This window comes from Paeniglutamicibacter sp. MACA_103, from assembly GCF_045798555.1.
Taxonomy (GTDB): domain Bacteria; phylum Actinomycetota; class Actinomycetes; order Actinomycetales; family Micrococcaceae; genus Paeniglutamicibacter.
The window spans coordinates 32162-52102 of sequence record NZ_JBIXLN010000020.1; the positions used below are offsets into that span (position 1 = coordinate 32162).

Sequence of the window (19941 nt, forward strand, 5' to 3'; positions counted from 1 at the left end):
CGTGGTTGCCTGAGGCCGTCCTCGATCCGCATCACCAACCGGGCGCGGCACCGTGAGACGGGGTTTACCGGCACGCAACGCGGCATCGCAACACGTGTAACAAGGCATTCGTAGGCTCGGGACATCGAAGCAGAAACCACGAGAGGACCGAAGCGATGAGTGCAACTGTCGAAGAAAGCACACTCGGGACCGTGCAGGGCATGGTTGCCGTGTGCCGGACCGGGGACCTCGAGCCCGGCTGGGGCGAGGCCGCATGGCTGGAGGGCACACAGGTGGCCGTGTACCGCACGGAGGGCGACGAGTTCTTCGCGGCCTCGCACCACTGTCCGGGCACCGGCGCCAAGGTCATGGCCCGGGGCATCCTGGGCGACAAGGCCATTGCCGGGGCACGCGTTCCCACGATCGCCTGCCCGCTGCACAAGGAGGTGTACCGCTTGGACACCGGAGACTGCCTCAGCGGCACGGCGCCGGCGCTGCAGGTCCACCCCGTGCAACTGCACCGGGGCGTGCTCTGGCTGGAGGCGGCCCAATGAGCACCACAACGCTGACGCGCACCGGCACCCGGTTCTCCGGAGGCGTCGAACACTCGGCATGGCTGGGCTGGATGGAAACCGCCCCGTCTCCCGACCTGGTGGCGGTTTCACACGGAACCGGCGACCCGGCGGGACGGGCGGCCGTCCGCGCGCTGGTGGATGTGGTCGATCTCGCACTTTCCGGCATCCGGGTCCACGGGGCCTTCGTCGATGTGCAGGAACCTCGGGTCGGTCCATTCTTGCACTCCGGGGCCATCGAGCCCGGGCAGGCTGCGGCCCTGGTGCCGCTGCTGCTCTCGGCCGGGACCCACGCCTCGGGCGATCTCGCGGCGGCCACCGGGGCACTCCCGGGCACCAAGGTCGCGGCTCCGCTGGGACCCGATGCATCCCTGGCCGCCGTGCTGCATCGCCGCCTGCTCGAGGCCGGCTGGCTTCCGGGCGAGGCGGTGGTGCTTGCCTGCGCAGGGTCCACCGATCCGCGCGGGTTGGCGGATTGCCACACCATGGCGCAGCTGCTGGCCGGCCGGTTGCAGGTTCCGGTGACGCCTGCCTTCATCTCGGCCGCCGAACCGCGCCTCCCGGATGTCATGGCGGCGGCCCGCTCGCTCAACCCCGGGCGGCGCACGGTGGTTGCCAGTTACCTCTTGGCCCCCGGACACTTTGCAACGCTGGCGGCAGGCAGCTCCCCGGACGTCCTCAGTGCCCCGTTGCTGGACCCGAACCAGGCCCCTCCGCGGGAGCTCGTGGACATCGTCATCCAGCGTTACCGGCAGTGTGTCGACTGGTAAACAGCTGGGGTCTATCTGGCGAACAATGACCAAAAAAGACCCTCGTGCTAGCAACTGGCCGCTAAGTAGCGTACCGTTGAGCTTGTAGTTCTAGTTTTTCTCGCAGTAATTTCAGTGCAAACACCCCGTTGCCGGGGCGAGTACCTTTCTGAACCGCGTTGAATCACGTAGCTGCAAGTGGATTCCACAGTGGAATTTACTCCCCTACGTCCCATTTCAGGACAGTCTCGAAAGGACACCCCCATCATGGCAACAGGTACCGTTAAGTGGTTCAACGCCGAAAAGGGCTTCGGCTTCATCGCTCCGGACGACAACTCGGATGATGTTTTCGCACACTACTCCGCCATCCAGTCGAACGGCTTCCGTTCGCTCGAAGAGGGCCAGCGCGTTGAGTTTGAAGTTACTCAGGGCCAGAAGGGCCTTCAGGCCACCGATATCCGCGCTGTCTAAGCAACGGATCATCACCTTCGGCATTTAGCTGATTAGTATGGGCGCCACTCCCTCGGGAGTGGCGCCCATACTGCTTTAACCGAAGGGGCTCACCAACTGAAGTAGCCGTGCGCCGCTTCCTTGGTTTCCAGGTGGAACACCAGGTTTCGCGATTCCTGCGGCACCGCGATGACCATCCACTCCTCCATGCGCGTGGGCTGTATCGACCGGTTGTCCAGCTTGCGCACGATGAGATTCAGGAACGCGCCGCTTTCCGATTGGGATGACTGCTGCATGAGAGCCAACTCCCGCCTTGCGTTCGTGGCCCCGCCCTGGGCACGGGCGGCTTCCAGGTTCACCAGGTTCTCCTTGACCATTTCCGCCTGAAAGGCGGTCAGCGTTTCATCCCCTCGCTCGGACAGGAGTGCCGGCCCGTGGATCCGGCCGAGCAATTCAGCCAGATCCCCCAGGCAGTGCCCGGGCAACCCGGGTCCGATCCACTCCGGCTCATTGGCGACCATCGCCGTTCCGGCATTGACCCAATCCCCGACGGCGGCCAAAAGGTCGGCGGCAATCTGGGCCTCGGTCCCCGATTCGATCCCCCGGGGCTCCGCGACGCCGCCCGAGCGCGGACAGTCGGCAGGGAGCTCGGCCAGGCGATCCGGAGTCGGCAGCGTGGACGTGACGGGATCGGGATCCGGGACCAGCACCGTGCACGCGCCCAGCAGGCACGCCAGCAGGCCGCAGGCAAGCGGCCACGCCTTCCGCTTCATGACCCAAATCCTACGCTTTCGGGCGTTTGGGGCGTGCGCCCGGAAACCGAGGGAATGAAACCGGGCGGGCGCTAGTTGCCGCCTATGTGAGCATTCCTTTGTCGATCCTTGATCTTGCCCCCATCCGCCGTGGCGGTTCCGCCGCAGAGACCTTCGCGCAGAGCGTCGAGTTGGCTCAAACTGCCGAGTCCACCGGTTACAAACGCGTCTGGTACGCCGAACACCACAACATGAGCACCATCGCTTCCTCGGCGACCTCGGTGCTCATTGGCCACGTCGCCCACCACACCAGCACCATCCGCCTCGGAGCCGGCGGCGTCATGCTGCCCAACCACTCGCCGCTGGTGATTGCCGAGCAATTCGGCACCTTGGAAACACTCTTCCCGGGGCGCATCGACCTGGGACTGGGGCGCGCTCCGGGCACCGACCAGGCCACGTTCCGGGCCATGCGCCGCGATCCGGCGGCCTCGGATGCGTTCCCGCACGATGTGCTCGAGCTGCAGGCATTCCTCGGGGACACCTCTCGCATCGAGGGAATCCACGCCTACCCCGGACGCGGAACCAACGTCCCACTCTACATCCTGGGCTCGAGCCTCTTTGGTGCCCGCTTGGCCGCGCAGCTGGGCCTGCCGTACTCCTTCGCCTCGCACTTTGCCCCCGATGCCCTGGTCCAGGCGACCACCGCGTACCGCAACGAGTTCCGCCCCTCCGAGTTCCTCGCCGAGCCCCATGTCATTGCCGGCGTGGGCGTGGTTGCCGCCGAAACCAATGCCGAGGCGCAGGTCATCATGGAACAGGTCCGCCGCGACCGCATCCGGATGATGTTGGGACGCAACCGCGAGACCGAGTTCACCGATGCCGAGGTGGAAATGCTGCTGGATTCCCCGCATGGGGATTCGATCATGAAGATGCTCCAGTACACCGCCGTGGGCGACGGCACGGCCGTCGCCGAATACCTGCACGAGTTCGCGCGCACCGCGGGTGCCGATGAGCTGATCACCGTGCACAACGCCGGCGATCCGGCGCAGCGCCTGGAATCGGTGAAGATCACCGCGCACGCCATGGACCTGGCGAACGTCTAGGACAACGTCCATCCCGGCGGGGCCGGCCGGGAAGGCCGTGCGTCGGCTCGAGGGAGAGAACCTGCCGGGCGGCCTGGCCGCCCGGCACGTCGACGTTTTGCCATGCATCGCCGGCGGCGCGTCCGCCAAGGCCACGGCGTAGGCGCCCTTCATCGGCGAAAACGCAGTCGGCCGCCAGCTTGCCCATATCTTCAACACGATAGGCCCCCCGGGTACGACGGCGTCCTTGAGGGGACGCATGAACCCAGACCGAAGCCGCATCGGTGACGACCTTCCCCGCTGCGCCTTCGCTCCGGCCCTGAGACGGCGATTCATGCACCACCCCGGGTCTTGCGGATTTGGGTAGTCCTGCCGATGCGGCGGCACGCGGACGAAGCCTAGCGTGGAGAACGCAACATCCCCGCGGAGGTCGAAGGAGAACCAGACATGGATCCAGGCTTGGCCGTTGTGGCCGGCAGCATTTCCACAACCATCTTCGTCGGCAGCGTCTTGCCGATGGTCGTCAAGGCGGTGCGGACCCGGGACTTGGCGTCCTACAGCCTGGGCAATTTGTTGCTTGCCAACACGGGCAACGTGATCCATTCCGTGTACGTCTACAGCCTGCCTGCCGGGCCCATATGGTTCATGCATACGTTCTACCTGGCAACCACCGGATTCATGCTGGCGATGTATCTGCGCCATGCCCACCCAAAGACCCGGATCCTGCGTCGTTCGCTCCGCTTGGCCGCCGACCGGACGCATGGCTTTCCCGAAAAAAGGCGCGCTCCCGACCTCCTCGCGTCGAATCTGCTGGGCAGCACTCGCCCCGCTTTATCGAAGGAATGGCCATGAACATCGAGGCGGAAACCATCTCCGCCTTCGGGGAGGTCGAATGCAAGAGGAGTACGTGTCGGATTCGTTAAGCTCGGGGCTACCGCCCCGGCAGCACCCAGCGGCGCACGCCCATGACCAGCACCGTGACGAGCAGGACGAAAAGCAGCCCGTCCGCGGCAATGTAGAAGTAGTGCCAGCTTGAGCCGCCGGCCTCCACTCCGGCCAGCACCGCCTCGGTGCGCTTGGCCAGGAACGGCCTGATGAGCGCCACCTTGGCCAGCAGCACGGTCCCCAGCCCGGAGACCGCCCACAGGTATGCCCTATCCAGGCCGCGCCGGATGCAGGAGGCGGCGAGCACGACGAAGAACACCACTTCCACGATGTTCATTGCGGCGAAGACCAGCTGCCCGATTCCCAGCCCCAATGCCAGCGTCATACCCGGGGCCATGAATTTCAGCGGCGTCTCGATGAACGAAATCCCGATCAGCAATCCCATCCACAGCGCCGGGGCCAGGATCCTTCCGGCGGCGGCAAGCAAGGCCGGGCGGCTGACGGCGGGCGTGAAGAATCGAGGGGAAATGTCGCTGTCCATCTATCGACAATACTCCCTGCGACGGCCCGGTCCGGCATACGAAAAAGTGCCCATTCCCATACGGTCGGATGCAACATAGGCTGTAATCAATCGGGGTTCAGTCGCAGATCCCGGCGTTTGGAGAAAAGAGGGACACGATGAGCAACAGCTTTGATGACACCGTCTTCGATGAGCCGATTGACGACGACATGTACGAGCCCGACGACGGCCGGGACGGCCAACCTTACGATGGTTCCTCCGACAGTCCCGAGACCATGACCGCCCTCGATCCGCTGCGCAAGCACCTTTACCTCCTCGATGACGACCTCACGGCCGAGGACGATACGGACGACGAGGAAACCGTCGAGGAAGAGTGGACCGAGGACGAACTCCTCGAAGAAGAAAGCCGCTAGGTTCCTCACCCGTCTAGGATAGGACGAGCGCGCTCCATAAGCGGTCCGCGCTCTCATCCCGCCCGAGGCACAGGAGTTTCAGTGGTCAATCCGGTACATTTGCGCACGCTGCTGGAAGTCGTGACGCAGAAGTCCTTCGCCGCCTCCGCCCTGCGCCTGGGCTACACGCCCTCGGCGGTCTCGCAGCAGATGTCGGCGTTGGAACGCGACACCGGAACGACCCTTTTTGCCCGCGGTGCCAAGAGCATCGAACCCACTCCCGCGGCGCTGACCATGGTCCGCCATGCGCGCCGCGTGCTCACCGACATCGACGCGCTCATGGCCGCGACCTCTACCCCGGACCTGGACCCGAGCGGCAAGCCCCTGCAGGAACTGCGGATCGGGATCTTCCCGTCCCTGGCCACCTATGCCCTGCCCAAGCTTCTGGGCTCCCCGGACTGGGACCAGCTGGGCATTGCCCTGCGCGTGAACGTGGGCGAACCACACCAGACCATCACCGGGCTGCGCCAGGACGGTGAACTGGACCTTGCGCTGATCTTCCAGGTGGGCCAGGGCGGGCTCGCGTGGCCGGCGCAGCTGGAGCGCCAGTGGCTGGGCGACGACCCGTTCCGCGTGGTGGTCCCCGCGTCCTGGAAACTCGACGGATCCTCGGTCTTCAGTGCCGCCCAGCTGGCGGACATGCCCTGGATCATGCACCATCCGGGCACGAGCGATGCGACAGTGATCTCCCGGCTCTTCGCGGCATTCAACATCCACCCGCGCGTGGTCGCGCATTCCGACGACTTCAACGCCTCGCTGCACATGGCCGCCGCCGGGCTGGGTGCCGCTTTGGTCCCGGAGCTTGCCATGCTGCGGGCCCCTGCGGGCATCCGGGTGATCGATGCACCCGAGATCCGCCTGGCCCGCAGCATCTTTGCACTCCGCCCGGAAAACCGGGACAACCCCAAGGTCGGGGTGTTCATGGACCGGCTCACCAATGTCCTGGCCGAGCTGAGCATCGAACCCAAGCGGCGCTAAACGGGGCGGACCGTGCTGGTGCCCACGGACACCGTGGCACCGTCTTTGTTGCGGACCCCGCGGGTTCCCTCACTGCGGAGGTCTACGCTCAGTCCACGAACGTTGGCTTCAGCCACAACGACGTAATGCCGGTGCCGTCGGTTCCAATGACGGTGTCCGTCGCAATCCGGGTCTGGCTCTCATCGGTGCCGCCGCTGGTGATCCGGCACCAACCCGTATCCGGATCGAATTGCGTCCACCAAACTTCAGCCGGATCACTGCTGTCGCGGCGAATGGAAACACTTCCGCTTGAATCCAATTCTGGCTCATCGACCATGACCACGCCGTCAACCACGTTGGCCGGCTTTCCCGGGACCTCGAGCCAGGAAGACTGCGGCGAGTACCCCCAAATATAGAGGAGAATGCCGTAGGGCATTCCAACTTCCAGCAGGACGGTGTCTATGGCCAGCGAGGCAGGGGAAACCCTGCGCGCCGCAACTTCGCCCAGATCGCTTGGAATGAAATCGAATGCCTGATCGGCCACCCCGTACACCACACGGCCGGAAACAGGTTTGGTGAGGAAAACTACGTTCATTTTATCCTCGTTGAAAATCGCAGTACAGGACGGCTTGTCTTTCAAAGGCCCGGGTGTTCATGGACAAGCTCACCGTGGGCCTGGCGGAATCGAGCATCGGGCCCAAGCAGCGCTATGAGTCGGCACCTATTTGTTGCCGCGCACCGTGCTGGTGCCAACGGACACCTTGGCACCGTTCTTGGTGCGCACCCCGCGGGTTCCGGCTCCGCGGTTCTCCAGGATCCTGGAGGCGGAAACCTTCACCGTGGCCTTGTTGGACGCGGCGATGCCTCCGGTGAACGTGGCAGGCCGGAACCCCGCCCAGCCGTTCTTGCTGATTTCGGTTCCCCGCACCACCGAGTTCTTCCCTCCCGAGGCGCTGATTCCCGCCTGGCCGTTGAGCCGGACAATGGAGTTGATGATACTGGTGGAGGGGCCGTTGCTTTGCACCCCGATCCCATGGTTCACCGCGACCCGGGAGGTAAAGAGCGTCGAGTGGGCGCCGCGCAAGGACACCGCACCGGTGTTGGAAGGGTTGGCGTAGCCAACGACATTGACGTTGCCCATGCGCGACCAGGTACCCAGCGTCAATGCACGGGTCAGCGAGGCCATGGTGTATTTGTTCTTGGAACTGCTGGCCTTGCCCGTGAAGATCGCCCGGTTCTTGTGGTCGACCCAGTAGGTTCCGGCCTTCACCTTGGACTTGGAGGAGACCCGGGTCAGTTGGGCCCCGTTGGCGAAGAGGACCTGTGCGGTGTTGCACTGGCTTCCGGTGGCGCAGGCAAGGGCCGTGGGGGCCTTGGCCGGAATCCTTGCCGTGCCGATCCGGTGCAGCTTGCCGGACTTCTTCGTGGCCACGGAGATGGTCCCGTTGAGTCGGGTGTTCGACCGCGTCTGCCCCACCAGGGTTTGCCGCGGCCTGAGCACCACGTTGTTGGGTTTGTGGGTTCCGGAGCTCAGGCAGATGACTGCCCCGTCGCGGGCCTTGGCTGCGGCCGTGGAAATGTTGCCCCCGGGCTTCACGGTGGTGGTGCAGAAGTTCCGGGCATTGATGGCGGTCGCCGTGGGGGCGACCACGCTGGCCTTGATGCCGCTGATCCACGCCGAGTGCGCCCCGACGCCGGAGGCCGAACCGCGGAAGGTGTTTCCCTTCAGGGTCTTGCCGGCACCGGACGAGGATCTGGCGGTCGCTGTGGCAATGGTCAGGTCCTTGGCGCGGGTGAACTTCACGCTCACCACGTCGCTGAGCCCGAAGACCTTGGCCATCTCCCGCTGGCTGGTGCGCTGGGTCCAAGACTTGTAGGGGTTGTTGGCGCTTTTCTTCAACGACCAGGAGTCCGCGCGCGAGCGCAGGTAGGGCTGGCCCGCGCCGCCCCAGACGTCCTCGCTGTTGCGGGTGGCCCCGCCGGTGGAGGAGGAATACACGGTCTCGGCCAGCCGCCCGGCGTACATCACGACTTTTCCTGCGGTGGGCACGCCCGCGGTGTTGCGCGAGACGGTGGCGTTGACGGCCGTCTTCCACTTGGCCCCGTATCCCGGCTGTTCGTTCTCCTTCTTCCAGCCGGTGAACTTCTGGTCCTGGACCTCGTCGGTGACGTTGCAGTCGCAGGATGCCTTGAGCCTGTTGACCTTGCGCATGGCGTAGGTACGTCCCGCGATGGCCTGGGCCTGCAACACCGCGGAGGGCCATGAGGACGGGACCTCGGCCAGTCCGTAGAGGTACTCGTCGTTCAGCCGCAGGGATGTCACCAGGTTCACTTGGTCATCGAGCAGCCCGGCTTCCAGGGCGCCGTGCCGGTAGAGCCCCGGTGCCGAGGATTCGGCGTTGGCCTTGGGGACGGAGATCGTGGCGCGGTTCGCCGAGGGCCAGGCGCGCGTGCCCTCCCAGGTGATGCGCAGCTTGCCGGCGGCCTTGTTTGCCTGCGGCGCAGGTTTCGCGTCGCGTACCCCGTCCTTGTTCAGGTCGCGCGGCACCGCGTCGTACCCGGCCGGGGTCTTCAGCACGTAGCTGAGCTGCGAGCCGCTCCGGGAGAGGGTGAGCGTGGACCCGGCCGTTGCGGTGTAGGTTTTTCCGGACCTGGGATCGGTGACCCGCATTCGTCCGCCGGAAACCGTCAGCGAGGCGGTGGAAGACTTGAGCAGTTGCACCCTGATGTCGCCGGATGCCGCGGTCTTGCTGGGCGTGACCTTGGCGGGGTTGTAGTAGTACTGCAGGATGCTCGTGGCGCTTTTGCCCTCGGCGGCCATGGCCCGGGCGCCGTACTGGCTCATGCCCACGCCGTGCCCCCAGCCCGCGCCGCTCACGGTGAAGTCGGGCAGCTTGGGCGCCTTGGGCAGCCAGTAGGAAGTTCCGTTGAGGCGCACCCCGATGATGCCGCCGCTGAAGGTTTGCCGGGTGTCGGACCCGGACTTGTATTGTTCGCCGGTCGGGTAGCCGAAGCGGCCGTTCTCCCAGCCGGTGTCCGCCCAGGCCTGGGCCACCGCGTTGCGCACCGTCAGCGCCCGGCGCTTGTTCGAGTAGACCACGATCCCGTCACGGTGGGAACGCCACAGCGTCCCGTCCCGGAGCTTGCCCGTCGCGGCATCGGCGCCGCCCAGCGACTTGGCGGCCCTGGCCAGGTATGCCTTGTTGGTGGCGTTGATGCCCGCGGCGGCCACGGTGGCCTGGGCCGGTGCGGCGGCCGTTGCCCCCGTGCCGGGAACCAGCAGAGCTGCGATGAGTGCGGCGGCAATGGCCAGGGCGGTTTTTCTCATGGGTATCCTTGGACAGCATTGCGGTGACAGGCCGGGCCGGGCCCGAGACGTTGATCCTTGATCATACGCCAGCGGCCATCGGGCGGCACGTTGCCGGCCGCCGAATCGCGGTGTGGACTTACGGGCCCAGCACCACCAGAATGCCGAGGACTCCCAGCCCGAGGACAGCACAGCTCATCACGCCGACCGCAACCACGTCGGCCCGCAGCCGCTCGGCGGAGATGCCTCGGGCGGCCACGGCATAGCGCCGCCGCTGCGTGGCATAGATGCCGCCGGCTACCAGCAGGGACACCACCACCATCGCCAGCACCCCGGCGCCGTAGTGCGGCAGCCAGCGCAGGAAGACCAGCGCGGCGACGCAGAGCGACAGCGTGGTCCGCCCCCAGGACATGACGGTGCGTTCGGGCTGCAGCCCGGGGTCCCGGTGCAGGGGCGGGCGGGGAGCGGTGCTCACCGGCCCAGCGCGATCAGCACGGCCACCACCGCTGCGGCCACCGCGCCGCCCAGGCCCAGGAGGGGGACGATCAGCGGCAACGGCAGCGGCTTGGAATGGCGCATCGACATCTCGATGCCCCGCCAGCGCATCGCGGCACCGGCGCTGATCAGCATCCCGATGCCGATGAGCAGCACCGCGATGCCGGTGCGAAGCGGGCCCGGGAAGGCGGCGGCGGCGAACGCCTCCAGGGCGATGCCGCCGGCGAGGAAGGCCAGCGCGGTGCGGATCCAGGCCAGGAAGGTGCGCTCGTTGGCCAGCGTGAAGCGCGGGTCAGGTTCCTGTCCCCCGGGCAGCACGCGCCTGGCAATTCTCCCGCGTTCGTCGTTGCCCTCGGTCGATGCCATGTGCCGGTGTGCTCCCCTGCGTTGTGTCTCCTGGAACCGGGGGCGCCGTCCGCCGCCGGAAAATCCTCTTCAGGATACCGGTGAAATGCCGTTGCCCCGCCGCCCGGGAGCTCTGTTGCGCACCGGCGGCGTTTCCCTTGGAAGCTGCCGGGGCGATATCTTGGCTGGGAACCGCACGCCGCAATGAACAGGACACCCGCAATCACTACTCTTATCAATTCCGCCGTCCTGGGTCCGCTGGGCATCGTGGTGCTGCAGCGGCCCGAGCGCATCAACGCCCTCACCCGCGAGATGCTGCAGGAGCTCACGGACGTCCTCGCGGCGTGGCGGGACGATCCGCAGGTGTCGATGGTGGTGCTGCGCGGCGAGGGAACGCGCGGCTTTTGCGCCGGCGGCGACATCAAGGACTTCCACCGGGCCGTGACAAACGGCGGGCACGCCGGCTTCCTGGAGCTGCTCTCCCTGGAATTCGCGCTTGATTTGATGATCGCGAATTATCCCAAGCCGGTGATCACCCTGGTCCACGGGCTGTGCATGGGCGGCGGGATCGGGCTGGCCTCCCATGCCTCCATCCGCATCGCCACCCCGGAAGCGGAATATGCCATGCCCGAGGTCCTCATCGGCTACAGCCCCGATGTGGGCGCCACTCACCTGATGTCCCGGGCGCCCGGGCACCTGGGCGAATACCTGGTGCTGACCGCCGAGAGCTTCACGGGTGCCGACGCCGTGGAGCTCGGCTTTGCCGACATGCTGGTGGACCAGGAGCGTTTCGAGGAGGTCATCGAGGCCCTTCCCGACTTCGAATCGATGCCGGCGGCCGACATCGCGGCCGGGCTGGAAGTGTTCTTCGGTTCCTTTGCCGCCTCCCCGTTGGCCAGCGCCCGCCCCTGGATCGATGAGGCCTTCGGCGCGCCGACGCTCGAAGCGATCCTCGGGCGCCTCGATGCCATGGCCCATCCGGCGGCAGCCGCGGCGGCGGCACGGATGCGCGCCAATTCCCCGACTTCCTTGGAATGCGCATTGCGCGCGGTGCGCGCCGCCCGGGAGGCGGACCACCTGCCCTCGGCCCTTCAGCGGGAGCTGCGTGTGGCCGACTACCTGATGCACCGCGACGACCTGGCCGAGGGCATCCGCGCCCGGGTCATCGACAAGGACCGCAGTCCGGTGTGGAACCCCGCCGGCCTGGCTCATGTCGACCGCGAGGCCATTGCCGCGGTGATCGCGGACCCCGAGTAGACGACACCCGCGTCCCGGGCTCAGTCGTCCATGGAGCGCAGCGGCACGATGGCCCCGAGCGTCGCCGCGGCCGTGGTGGCGCCCAGGGCAAGGAACACTCCCCCGGCCCCCAGCGCGGTGGCGAAGACGCCGACCCCCACCGGGATCACGGCCTGCCCCAGGCGGTTGCCCAGCAGCCGGATCGACATCCAGGTGCCGCGGGTGCCCTCGGTGGCTGTCATCGACACCACGGTCATGCTCAGCGGCTGCCCGATGCCCAGGGCCAGCCCGGCCAGCACCAACAGCGCGGCCATCGCGGGCGTCGGCAGCGGCAGCACCAGCAGGGCGATCAGCACCGCGGAGATGCCGGTGGACCCGAGCAGCAGGCGGGCCCTGCCCACGGAACGGACCAGCCTTTCCATGGCCAGCCGCGAAAGCACCGTGGCGGCGGCCCGCAGCGCCAGCAGCATCCCCACCGCCTGGGTGGAGATGCCCCGCTCCACCGCCAGCGCCGGGAGGTAGACCTGCATCAGGTCGATGGTGCACAGCACCATCATGCTCAGCCCGATGGACGCGATGAGCGTGTTGCGGGCCGCCGGAGGGACGCGCAGCGCGGTGCGCAGCTTCACCTGGGCCTTGGCGGGGCCGGTCGCCCGTACGGCCCCGCGGTGCCGGGCCATGAGGATGCCGGTGGCCAGCACGCCGCCGGCACCCACCATGTAGGCCCGCAGCAGCACCGAGGTGTCGGGCGCGACGGCCGCCCCGCCCAATAGCCCGAGCAGCAGCGGGGCCACTGCCTGTGCCACCGCGGTGACCATGGTGTAGAAGCCGAAGACCCGGTCCATGTTGCGGTTCGTGGCCGAGGCCAGGCGGCTGTGTTCCCCGATCAGGCTCATCAGGTGCCCCACGCCCAGGATCAGGTTCCAGCCCAGCAGGGCCGGCAGCGAGGGCGCGGCAAAGAGCAGCCCGGCCCCGGCGATGATCAGCAGGGCGGCGCCCGCCAGCAGGATGTGTTTCTCCCTGCCGCGGTCCGCGGCACGGCCGATGAACACGGCCAGCAAGACCGGCAGGATCGAGAAGCTCGCCACCACCAGGCCCAGCAGCCCGGGGTCCACCCCGAGTTCCAGGGCCTTGTAGGAGGTTGCCGGACGCACCAGGTACACCGCCGCCTGCAGGAAGAAGGCGTGGGCGAGCACGGAGGGGAAGCCGATGCCCGGCGCGGAGTTGGAGGAGGCCATGGGGGCCATTATTCCGAGCCGCGAAACGCCGCCCGGCATTGATGACGGTTGTTAACCCCCATGTGGCATGGCCTTGGGTGCCGGTCTGCCCTCGGGTCGCTCGGCGTTCGGGTGCACGGGTTCGACGGTTCGGTGGGTGGAGTCCTTGGGTTCCACCCGTTTGGGCGCAACGGTCATCTCCGCGGGGACGGGTTCGCGCGGGGTCGGCCACGGCATCGGGGCGTGCTCCCCGAAGGTGTCCGCGTCGGCTTCCAGCCAGTCCGGGGCCCAGCCGCGTGGAGGTTCGCGCAACAGTTCACCCGGCTCCAGCCAGTTGTGCAGCCCGGCATAGCTGCGGGTTGTCAGGTGGTCGACGCGGCGGCGCAGCATCCTGGTGTTCAGCTGCGACGGCGTCGCCACACCCATCGAGGCCATCAGCTGCGCGGCTTCCTGCACCGTGAGCTTGTGGTAGTTGTAGACCCGGTTGCCCTTGTCGGTGACATCCAGCGCTCGCATCAGCCGCGGGTCCTGGGTGGCAACCCCGACCGGACACTCGTTGGTGTGGCACTTCTGCGCCTGGATGCAGCCGGTGGCCATCATCATGGCCCGGGCGCTGAAGGTGAAGTCCGCGCCCTGGATCAGCCGCTTGACCACGTCGGACCCGGTGGCCACCTTGCCGGCGGCCCCCAGCCGGATCCGGCTGCGCAGCCCGGTCCCGACCAGCGCGTTGTGCACCAGCATCAGCCCCTCGGTCAGCGGGGTTCCCACGTGGTCCTCGTATTCCAGCGGCGCAGCCCCGGTGCCGCCCTCGGAACCGTCGATGGTGATGAAGTCCGGGGTGGTGCCGGTTTCCAGCATGGCCTTGCACATCGCCAGCACGTCGGTGCGTGATCCCACGCAGAACTTGAAGCCCACGGGCTTGCCGTCGGCCAGTTTCCGCAGCCGGGCCACAAATTCCATCAGTTCCCGCGGCGTGGAGAAGCTCGAGTGCGAGGCCGGGGAAATGCAGTCGACGCCCATGGGCACCCCGCGGGTCGCGGCGATCTCCGCGGTGATCTTGGCCGCCGGCAGCACTCCTCCCAGTCCCGGCTTGGCGCCCTGGGAGAGCTTGATGGTGATGCCCTTGACATGTTCGTTGGATGCCTTGAGGGCGAAGATCTCCGGATCGAAGTTCCCCTGGGCATCGCGGCAGCCGAAGTAGCCGGAACCGATTTCCCAGAACAGGTCGGCCCCGTGTTCCAGGTGGTACGGGGCCAGTCCGCCCTCGCCGGTTTCGTGGACGAAGCCGCCCATGGCCGCGCCCTTGTTCATGGCCAGCACGGCGTTTTTGGACAGCGAGCCGAAGCTCATGGAGGAGATGTTCATCAGCGACATGTCGTAGGGCTGGGTGCAATCCGGGCCGCCGATGCGCACGCGGTGCTGGTCCTTGCTGACCTCCACCGGGGCGGTGGAATGCAGCAGGTACTCGTAGCCGACCTCGTTGACGTCGCGTTCGGTCCCGAAGGCCTTGTGGCTGTCGGCGCCCTTGGCCCGGGCATAGACCAGGGAACGGGTGTCCCGGTCGAAGGGCCGCCCATCGGTGTTGCGCTCGATGAAATACTGCTGGATCTCGGGGCGGATCGACTCGAGCAAAAAACGCATGCGCCCCAGCACGGGGAAGTTCCGCAGGATCGCGTGCTTGGTCTGCACGACGTCGTGGATCCCGAGCGCCAGCAGGAGGACTACCAGCACGGCGATCACCCACCAGCCGCCGGGGCCCAGCGCGGCGGCGACGATGGTGATGAACCCGAGCACGGACAAGAGCGCCAAAATCAGAAATCTCACCATGTGCCGAGCCTATAGCCCCGGGCCGGGCGGCGGCAGCATTCGTGCACCGAAATCGCCGGTGGGACCCGGGCCTTCCCACGAGCAGCGTTCCGTCGCCAGCCCCTGCTGCACGGCGCCGGCGACGGGACGGGGAAACGCCCTAGGCGTCCACGGCCGCGGCGTCCTCGAGCTTCAGCGGACCGAGCTCGGCGAGGAATTGGCCCGGGCCGGGGTTCGACTCCGCGTCATCGCCGCCCAGGTGCCTCAGCACTCCCCACACCGCGTTCAGTCCGGTGGTCACCGCTCCCTCGGCCCAGCCCGCCGTCCAGGAGACGTCGTCACCGGTCAGGAAAATCCCGCGGTGTTCGGCGGCCAGGTCCTGCTGGTCGTAGTGCGTGTACAACCGTTCCTGGTAGCGGTAGTGGCCGGGCAGGTTGGCCTTGAAGGCGCCCATGAAATTCGGCTCGGCTTCCCAGGACACCGTGATCGGCTGTCCGACGATGTGGCTGCGGATGTCCACGTCCGGGTAGATCTTCGCCAGGGAGTGCAGCATCAGTTCCATGCGGCGCTCGGCCGAGAGCGAGAGCCACTTCAGCGCATCGTCGTTCCAGGTGTAGGACAGCAGGATGACCGCGGGATTGTCCTCGCCGTTGTCCAGCAGGTAGGTGGCGCGGTTCAGCCGGTCGGTGAGCGTCATGGACATCGGGAATTCACCGCTCACCGGGTCGCGGTCCTTCCAGAACGGGCGGTCCACCATCACGAAGGTCTTCGAGGACTGCATGTAGTGCGAGCGTTCGATCGCGGTCCACAGCTCGGCCGGGAACAGCGATTCCTCGGTGTCGATACCGGTGGACAGCAGCCAGGACTGCACGGAGGAAACGACCGCAGGGTAGGTCTCGGTGCGCCCGAACCGTTCGGTGATCTCGATGGCGTTGGCACCGTTGAAGCCGGGAGCCTCCGAGCGGCCGATCCTGGCCACGGCCCCGCGCGGGGCACCGGAGTGCAGTGAGGACAGAGTCGTGCCCTGGGGCCAGTGCGCCATCTTCGCCGGTGCGTGGTTCCATAGGGCGTGAGGCAGCTTCGCCGCCCCGCCGCTGATGCCGCGGTGGTTGTCGTCCGCGTCGGTGTAAACCACTCGCAGGATCTCCAGGATCGAGTTCGAGAAGTCGGTGTCCCAGCCACCGGATCCGAAGCCCACTTGGCCGAAGGCCTCCCGGTGTTCGAAGCCCGCTTCCTTGAAGGCCCTTGAGTTGGCGATGAATCCGTAGAAGCTTTCCTCATCGAAGTCTTCCAGCAGCGAGTTCCAGATCCGTTTCACTTCGTGCGCATCGCGGGACCTGATGGCCAGCTGCATTTCATCAAACTTGGCATCCTCGCGCAGTGCCCGCTTCCAGGCCTCGGCAACCTCGTGGAAGAACTGCGGCAGGTCCTCTTCCTTCTCCACGTAGACCTTTTTGCCCTTCAACTCGATGACCGTCGAGTCGGTGGGAGCCGCCAACGGGTTGGGGAAGTCAAAGGTGTCCAGGCCCAGCAAGTCGATGTAGTGGTAGAGCGCCTTGCTGGAGACGGGGAAACGCATGCCGCCCAGATCGCACGTAACCTCGGGGGCGGACGAGAAGCTGGCGGTGCGCAGCCGTCCGCCGATTTGGTCGGCCTCGTAGACCACCGGCTTGAGGCCGAGTTTCATCAGTTCGTAGGCGGTCACCAGGCCCGACAGGCCCGCGCCGATGACGGCGACTTCGGTGCCATGGAGTTCTTCCGGCACGCTGCCCAAGCCAGCGGGATGCTGCAGAAAAAGGTCGTAGTTGAACGGGAAGTCGGGATTGAGCATGTTGATCGTGCCATCGGCCTGCGGAATCGAGGTCATCTTCTTGGTCCTTCGGTTGTTTCTCGGAATGCTGTCATCGACCGCAGTCGGCTATTGCCCGCCGACATGTGTGTCAATGTACTGCTGCTTGCTCAGTGCCCCAAGCCGGGACCGGCGGCGTCCGTAGCCCAGGTAGAGCGCCACACCGACCAACATCCACACCCCGAACACCAGCCAGGTGTGCCAGGAGAGGTTGAACATCAAGAACAGGCAGGCAGCGATTCCCAGCAGCGGGGTGAGCGGGTACAGCGGCACCTTGTACGTGCGCTGGGCAAGTGGCTGCCGACGGCGAAGATAGATGACCGAGACGCCCACCAGGGCAAAGGCGAACAGGGTGCCGATGCTCGTGGCTTCGGCCAGCGCACCCAGCGGAATGAACCCGGCGGTGATGGCCACGATGCCGCCGGTGATGAACGTGCCGGCCACCGGGGTTCCCGTGCGGGCGGACACGCGGGAGAAGACCGCCGGCACCAATCCATCGCGGGACATGGACAGCAGGATGCGGGTTTGGCCGTAAAGCACCGTCAGCACCACCGAGGCGATGGCCAGCACGGCGGCGACCGCGAAGAGCAACACAATCCACGGTTGTCCGGTCAGCTCGCCAATGATCTGCACGAGTGCCGCCTCCGTGCCTTCGAACCACGTCCAGTCACGCGCTCCGATGGCAGAGACGGCAACCAGCACGTAGGTCACGGTGACGATGACCATCGAGAGCAGAATCGCGCGGGGCAAATCGCGCTTGGGATTTGTGGCCTCCTCGCCGGCGGTCGAGGCTGCGTCAAAGCCGATGTAGGAGAAGAAGACAATCGAGGCGGCACCCGTGACGCCGGCCGCACCCATCGGCAGCAACGGTTCGAAGTTCCCCGCGTCGAAGGCGGTGAAGGCCACGATGGAGAAGAACACCAGGATGGCGGCCTTGATGATTACGACCACGGTGTTCACGATGGCCGATTCCCTGGCTCCGCGCGCCAAGAGCAGCGTGGCGAGCACAACGACCACCAGCGCAGGCAGGTTCACCACCCCGCCCTCGCTCGGCCCGCCGGCAAGTTCCACGGGAAGTTCCATGCCAAATGTGCGTAGCGCTTCGTTGACGTATTCGCCGGCGCCCACGGCCACCGCGGCGACGGAAACCGCGTACTCCAGGACCAGGCACCAGCCGCAGACCCAGGCTATTCCCTCACCCATGGTGGCGTACGAGTAGGAGTAGCTGGAGCCTGAGACCGGCACCATCCCCGCCATCTCGGCATAGGAGAATGCAGAGAGCAGGGCCGTGATCCCGGCCAGGACAAAGGAGATCCAGATGGCCGGACCGGCTACGGGAACCGTGGCGCCCAAGACCACCAAGATGCCAGTGCCCATGGTGGCTCCCACACTGATCATGGTCAGTTGCACCAGCCCCAAGCTGCGGCGCATCTTGCCGTTGCCGGCATTGTCCTCGGCTTCCCGGGCCATGGAACTGATCGACTTTCGTCGCTTGAGCTGCTGCCCCAGGCGGACCGGTGCCCGGCGCGCTGCTTCGATGGTGGTTTGCATATGCGAATCCTCGTTTGAACGGTTTCTGGGAGTTGCCGGTTTCCAGCCTAAGTGTGTGACCCCGCTCTCACGCTGGGCCAAATTGAACTAAAGTTGTTTCCCATGGGACAAATTGCACCGGATCACGGGGCCGCACTTCGCCCGGGCCTCGACTTCGCCAGGCCCTGGGACTCCATCACGCTGGCCCGGTTCCTGCGCCAACTTCCCTCGGGAATCACCGTCCTGCACGATGCCGGAGACCGCCCGCTGCGGTGGGTGGAACCCAGCGACATCGACGACCCCACGCCCTACCTGGTTGATCATGAACTGATTCTCACCAGCGGCTTCCCCCTCGTGGAACATGCTGCAGATGCCGCCAAAGTCCGCCAATTCGTTGCCCGGCTCGTCGACGCGAACGTCTCGGCCCTGGGCTTCGGGCTCGATCCCTACTTCTCCGCTGTTCCGCCCACGGTGATCGACGCCTGCCGCGAATTGGATCTGCCTTTGTGGCAGATCCCGTCCTCCTTGCCCTTCGCGGCTATCGGGCTCGCCTTCGCCAAGCTCATGGAGGCCGACAATGCCCGACTGCTGCGGGAGAACGCTGAAGCAAATCGTCACCTGATGCGTTGCGTGGGCAGCGAGCACCCCGAGCAAGAAATCGTCACGGTGCTCGCGCACCGAGCCAAGGCTGCGGTGCAGCTGCTGGACCAGAGCGGTCGGCTACGCCATTATGCCGCACCCACGGGTCTCCAACCCGCCCAAGGCCAGGAGCTCGAGGCCCTCCTGGCACAGGCCTCGGCTGCGCAGGGCGCCAAGCTGGTGGTGAGCGAATCCGCAGGACATCACCACTTGGCGTTTCCCATCAGGCCAACGTCAACCTCGGGGGCCCGGGTTCCACCTCTGCTTGGGGTGCTCCAGCTGAGTTTCGCGCACCAGCCCGGGGCCGCCGAACACAATCTCATGTCCACCGCATTGGGGCTGCTGGAAGTGGTTGCACGCCAGCGCGTCCTGGGCTCGGTTGCTCCCGGGCAGCTGGCCACGGCCCTGTTGCTGGACGGCGCAGAGTCGCTGGATTCCGGAGCCATGGAATTGTTCAATAGCTCCCTCGGTGGCGCCTTGCGCCGAGCTCCACGGGTCGTCGTTGCCGTCCCCCGCGCCCAGCCGACGGCCCAAGATCCAAGCCACGCGCTCACCCGCCTTCGCTCACTCTTGGACACCAAGCTGGTGATTCACAGCGGGGGGCGGTTTGCAGCCATCACGCGCAGCGAACCAAACCGGGAACTGCTTGATCGCATCGAGGCGGCCGGATATCTGGCGGCATTTAGCCGCCCGGCCGATCCTGGCCACGGAGAAGGGCAGGGAGTTTCGCTGGCCACGAACCTGCGCGAGCTGGCGGGGCAGGCCCGCGGATTGGTCCCGCGCCTTCTCGACGAGGGGCGCAGCCTCAGTGCGGACCAGTTGCCACAGTCCTTTTCCGCGTTGTTGCCCCAAGAGGCCGGTCGTCAGCTGGCGACTCATCTGCTGGGCAACTTGTTGCAGCTACCCGCAAAGCGCCGGGAACTCTACCTGCAGGTCTTGCGGGCCTGGTTGGACGCGAATGGGTCATGGGACGCAACGGCGGCAGCCATTGACGTCCATCGCAATTCCGTGCGACGGCACATTGCCTCGATCAGTGAGGTTCTGGACATGGACCTGTCCCGGGCAGAGGTGCGCCACGAGCTGTTCCTGGCACTTCGGTTCCTGCCCTGAGACCCGGGT

The 19941-nt window shown here is 66.4% G+C and carries 19 protein-coding genes; 9 read left to right on the top strand and 10 right to left on the bottom strand.

The annotated features are described in order from the left end of the window. Positions 1 to 155: 155 nt before the first annotated feature. The 3 genes from nirD (at position 156) to ACIPVK_RS11100 (ending at position 1771) form a co-directional block, all read left to right on the top strand. Positions 156 to 533: a nitrite reductase small subunit NirD gene (nirD, locus tag ACIPVK_RS11090; RefSeq protein WP_407612036.1), complete on the top strand. Its 378-nt coding sequence runs from the start codon at positions 156 to 158 to the stop codon at positions 531 to 533. Beyond that, entirely contained in the window at positions 530 to 1321 is a 792-nt protein-coding gene (locus ACIPVK_RS11095; RefSeq protein WP_407612037.1) for a sirohydrochlorin chelatase, read from the top strand. The genes nirD and ACIPVK_RS11095 overlap by 4 nt, the downstream gene beginning before the upstream one ends. Positions 1322 to 1567: 246 nt before the next feature. Beyond that, positions 1568 to 1771, top strand: a complete 204-nt coding sequence (locus ACIPVK_RS11100; RefSeq protein WP_007271190.1) for a cold-shock protein — start codon at positions 1568 to 1570, stop codon at positions 1769 to 1771. Between the two features lie 89 nt (positions 1772 to 1860). Here the strand turns inward: ACIPVK_RS11100 and ACIPVK_RS11105 are convergent, their stop codons facing one another. Next, complete coding sequence (locus ACIPVK_RS11105; protein ID WP_407612038.1) at positions 1861 to 2523, bottom strand: hypothetical protein; 663 nt, start codon at positions 2521 to 2523, stop codon at positions 1861 to 1863. 86 nt (positions 2524 to 2609) lie between these two features. Here ACIPVK_RS11105 and ACIPVK_RS11110 point away from each other — a divergent pair, with 86 nt between their 5' ends. After that, a complete protein-coding gene (locus ACIPVK_RS11110) occupies positions 2610 to 3605 on the top strand; it encodes an LLM class flavin-dependent oxidoreductase (protein ID WP_407612039.1) in 996 nt (331 codons plus the stop codon). 426 nt (positions 3606 to 4031) lie between these two features. Further along, positions 4032 to 4436, top strand: a complete 405-nt coding sequence (locus ACIPVK_RS11115; RefSeq protein WP_407612040.1) for a hypothetical protein — start codon at positions 4032 to 4034, stop codon at positions 4434 to 4436. Between the two features lie 79 nt (positions 4437 to 4515). Here the strand turns inward: ACIPVK_RS11115 and ACIPVK_RS11120 are convergent, their stop codons facing one another. Beyond that, positions 4516 to 5010 carry a hypothetical protein gene (locus tag ACIPVK_RS11120; RefSeq protein WP_407612041.1) on the bottom strand — a complete coding sequence of 165 codons (495 nt, stop codon included), beginning with the start codon at positions 5008 to 5010 and terminating at the stop codon, positions 4516 to 4518. A gap of 137 nt (positions 5011 to 5147) precedes the next feature. Here ACIPVK_RS11120 and ACIPVK_RS11125 point away from each other — a divergent pair, with 137 nt between their 5' ends. Both ACIPVK_RS11125 and ACIPVK_RS11130 read left to right on the top strand, forming a co-directional pair. Further along, positions 5148 to 5402, top strand: coding sequence for a hypothetical protein (locus ACIPVK_RS11125; protein WP_407612042.1), 255 nt, complete (start codon positions 5148 to 5150; stop codon positions 5400 to 5402). Positions 5403 to 5483: 81 nt separating this feature from the next. Next, positions 5484 to 6419, top strand: a complete 936-nt coding sequence (locus ACIPVK_RS11130; RefSeq protein ID WP_407612043.1) for a LysR family transcriptional regulator — start codon at positions 5484 to 5486, stop codon at positions 6417 to 6419. A gap of 88 nt (positions 6420 to 6507) precedes the next feature. On the opposite strand, the gene ACIPVK_RS11135 is transcribed toward ACIPVK_RS11130, so the two are convergent. The 4 genes from ACIPVK_RS11135 to ACIPVK_RS11150 form a co-directional block, all read right to left on the bottom strand. Then, positions 6508 to 6993 (bottom strand): hypothetical protein, encoded by a 486-nt coding sequence (locus ACIPVK_RS11135; protein ID WP_407612044.1) that lies wholly within the window; start codon positions 6991 to 6993, stop codon positions 6508 to 6510. Between the two features lie 126 nt (positions 6994 to 7119). Then, the gene (locus ACIPVK_RS11140; protein WP_407612045.1) at positions 7120 to 9726 is read right to left on the bottom strand and encodes a SpoIID/LytB domain-containing protein; all 2607 of its coding nucleotides are present in this window, start codon (positions 9724 to 9726) and stop codon (positions 7120 to 7122) included. 118 nt (positions 9727 to 9844) lie between these two features. Then, positions 9845 to 10180 (bottom strand): DUF202 domain-containing protein, encoded by a 336-nt coding sequence (locus tag ACIPVK_RS11145; RefSeq protein ID WP_407612046.1) that lies wholly within the window; start codon positions 10178 to 10180, stop codon positions 9845 to 9847. Next, positions 10177 to 10566: a YidH family protein gene (locus ACIPVK_RS11150; protein WP_407612047.1), complete on the bottom strand. Its 390-nt coding sequence runs from the start codon at positions 10564 to 10566 to the stop codon at positions 10177 to 10179. Before ACIPVK_RS11150 ends, ACIPVK_RS11145 begins: the two co-directional genes overlap by 4 nt. 183 nt (positions 10567 to 10749) lie before the next feature. Here ACIPVK_RS11150 and ACIPVK_RS11155 point away from each other — a divergent pair, with 183 nt between their 5' ends. Beyond that, a complete protein-coding gene (locus tag ACIPVK_RS11155) occupies positions 10750 to 11802 on the top strand; it encodes an enoyl-CoA hydratase/isomerase family protein (RefSeq protein WP_407612048.1) in 1053 nt (350 codons plus the stop codon). Positions 11803 to 11822: 20 nt separating this feature from the next. On the opposite strand, the gene ACIPVK_RS11160 is transcribed toward ACIPVK_RS11155, so the two are convergent. From ACIPVK_RS11160 to ACIPVK_RS11175, 4 genes are all read right to left on the bottom strand, one after another. Continuing rightward, positions 11823 to 13019 (bottom strand): MFS transporter, encoded by a 1197-nt coding sequence (locus tag ACIPVK_RS11160; RefSeq protein WP_407612049.1) that lies wholly within the window; start codon positions 13017 to 13019, stop codon positions 11823 to 11825. Positions 13020 to 13070: 51 nt separating this feature from the next. Continuing rightward, a complete protein-coding gene (locus ACIPVK_RS11165; RefSeq protein WP_407612050.1) occupies positions 13071 to 14825 on the bottom strand; it encodes an FMN-binding glutamate synthase family protein in 1755 nt (584 codons plus the stop codon). A gap of 139 nt (positions 14826 to 14964) precedes the next feature. Continuing rightward, positions 14965 to 16671, bottom strand: coding sequence for a flavin monoamine oxidase family protein (locus ACIPVK_RS11170; protein WP_407612051.1), 1707 nt, complete (start codon positions 16669 to 16671; stop codon positions 14965 to 14967). 51 nt (positions 16672 to 16722) lie between these two features. Then, the gene (locus ACIPVK_RS11175; protein ID WP_407612052.1) at positions 16723 to 18204 is read right to left on the bottom strand and encodes an APC family permease; all 1482 of its coding nucleotides are present in this window, start codon (positions 18202 to 18204) and stop codon (positions 16723 to 16725) included. Positions 18205 to 18306: 102 nt separating this feature from the next. Here ACIPVK_RS11175 and ACIPVK_RS11180 point away from each other — a divergent pair, with 102 nt between their 5' ends. Then, on the top strand, positions 18307 to 19932 hold the full coding sequence (locus ACIPVK_RS11180) for a PucR family transcriptional regulator (RefSeq protein WP_407612053.1): 1626 nt from the start codon (positions 18307 to 18309) through the stop codon (positions 19930 to 19932). The last annotated feature ends 9 nt before the right edge of the window (positions 19933 to 19941 follow it).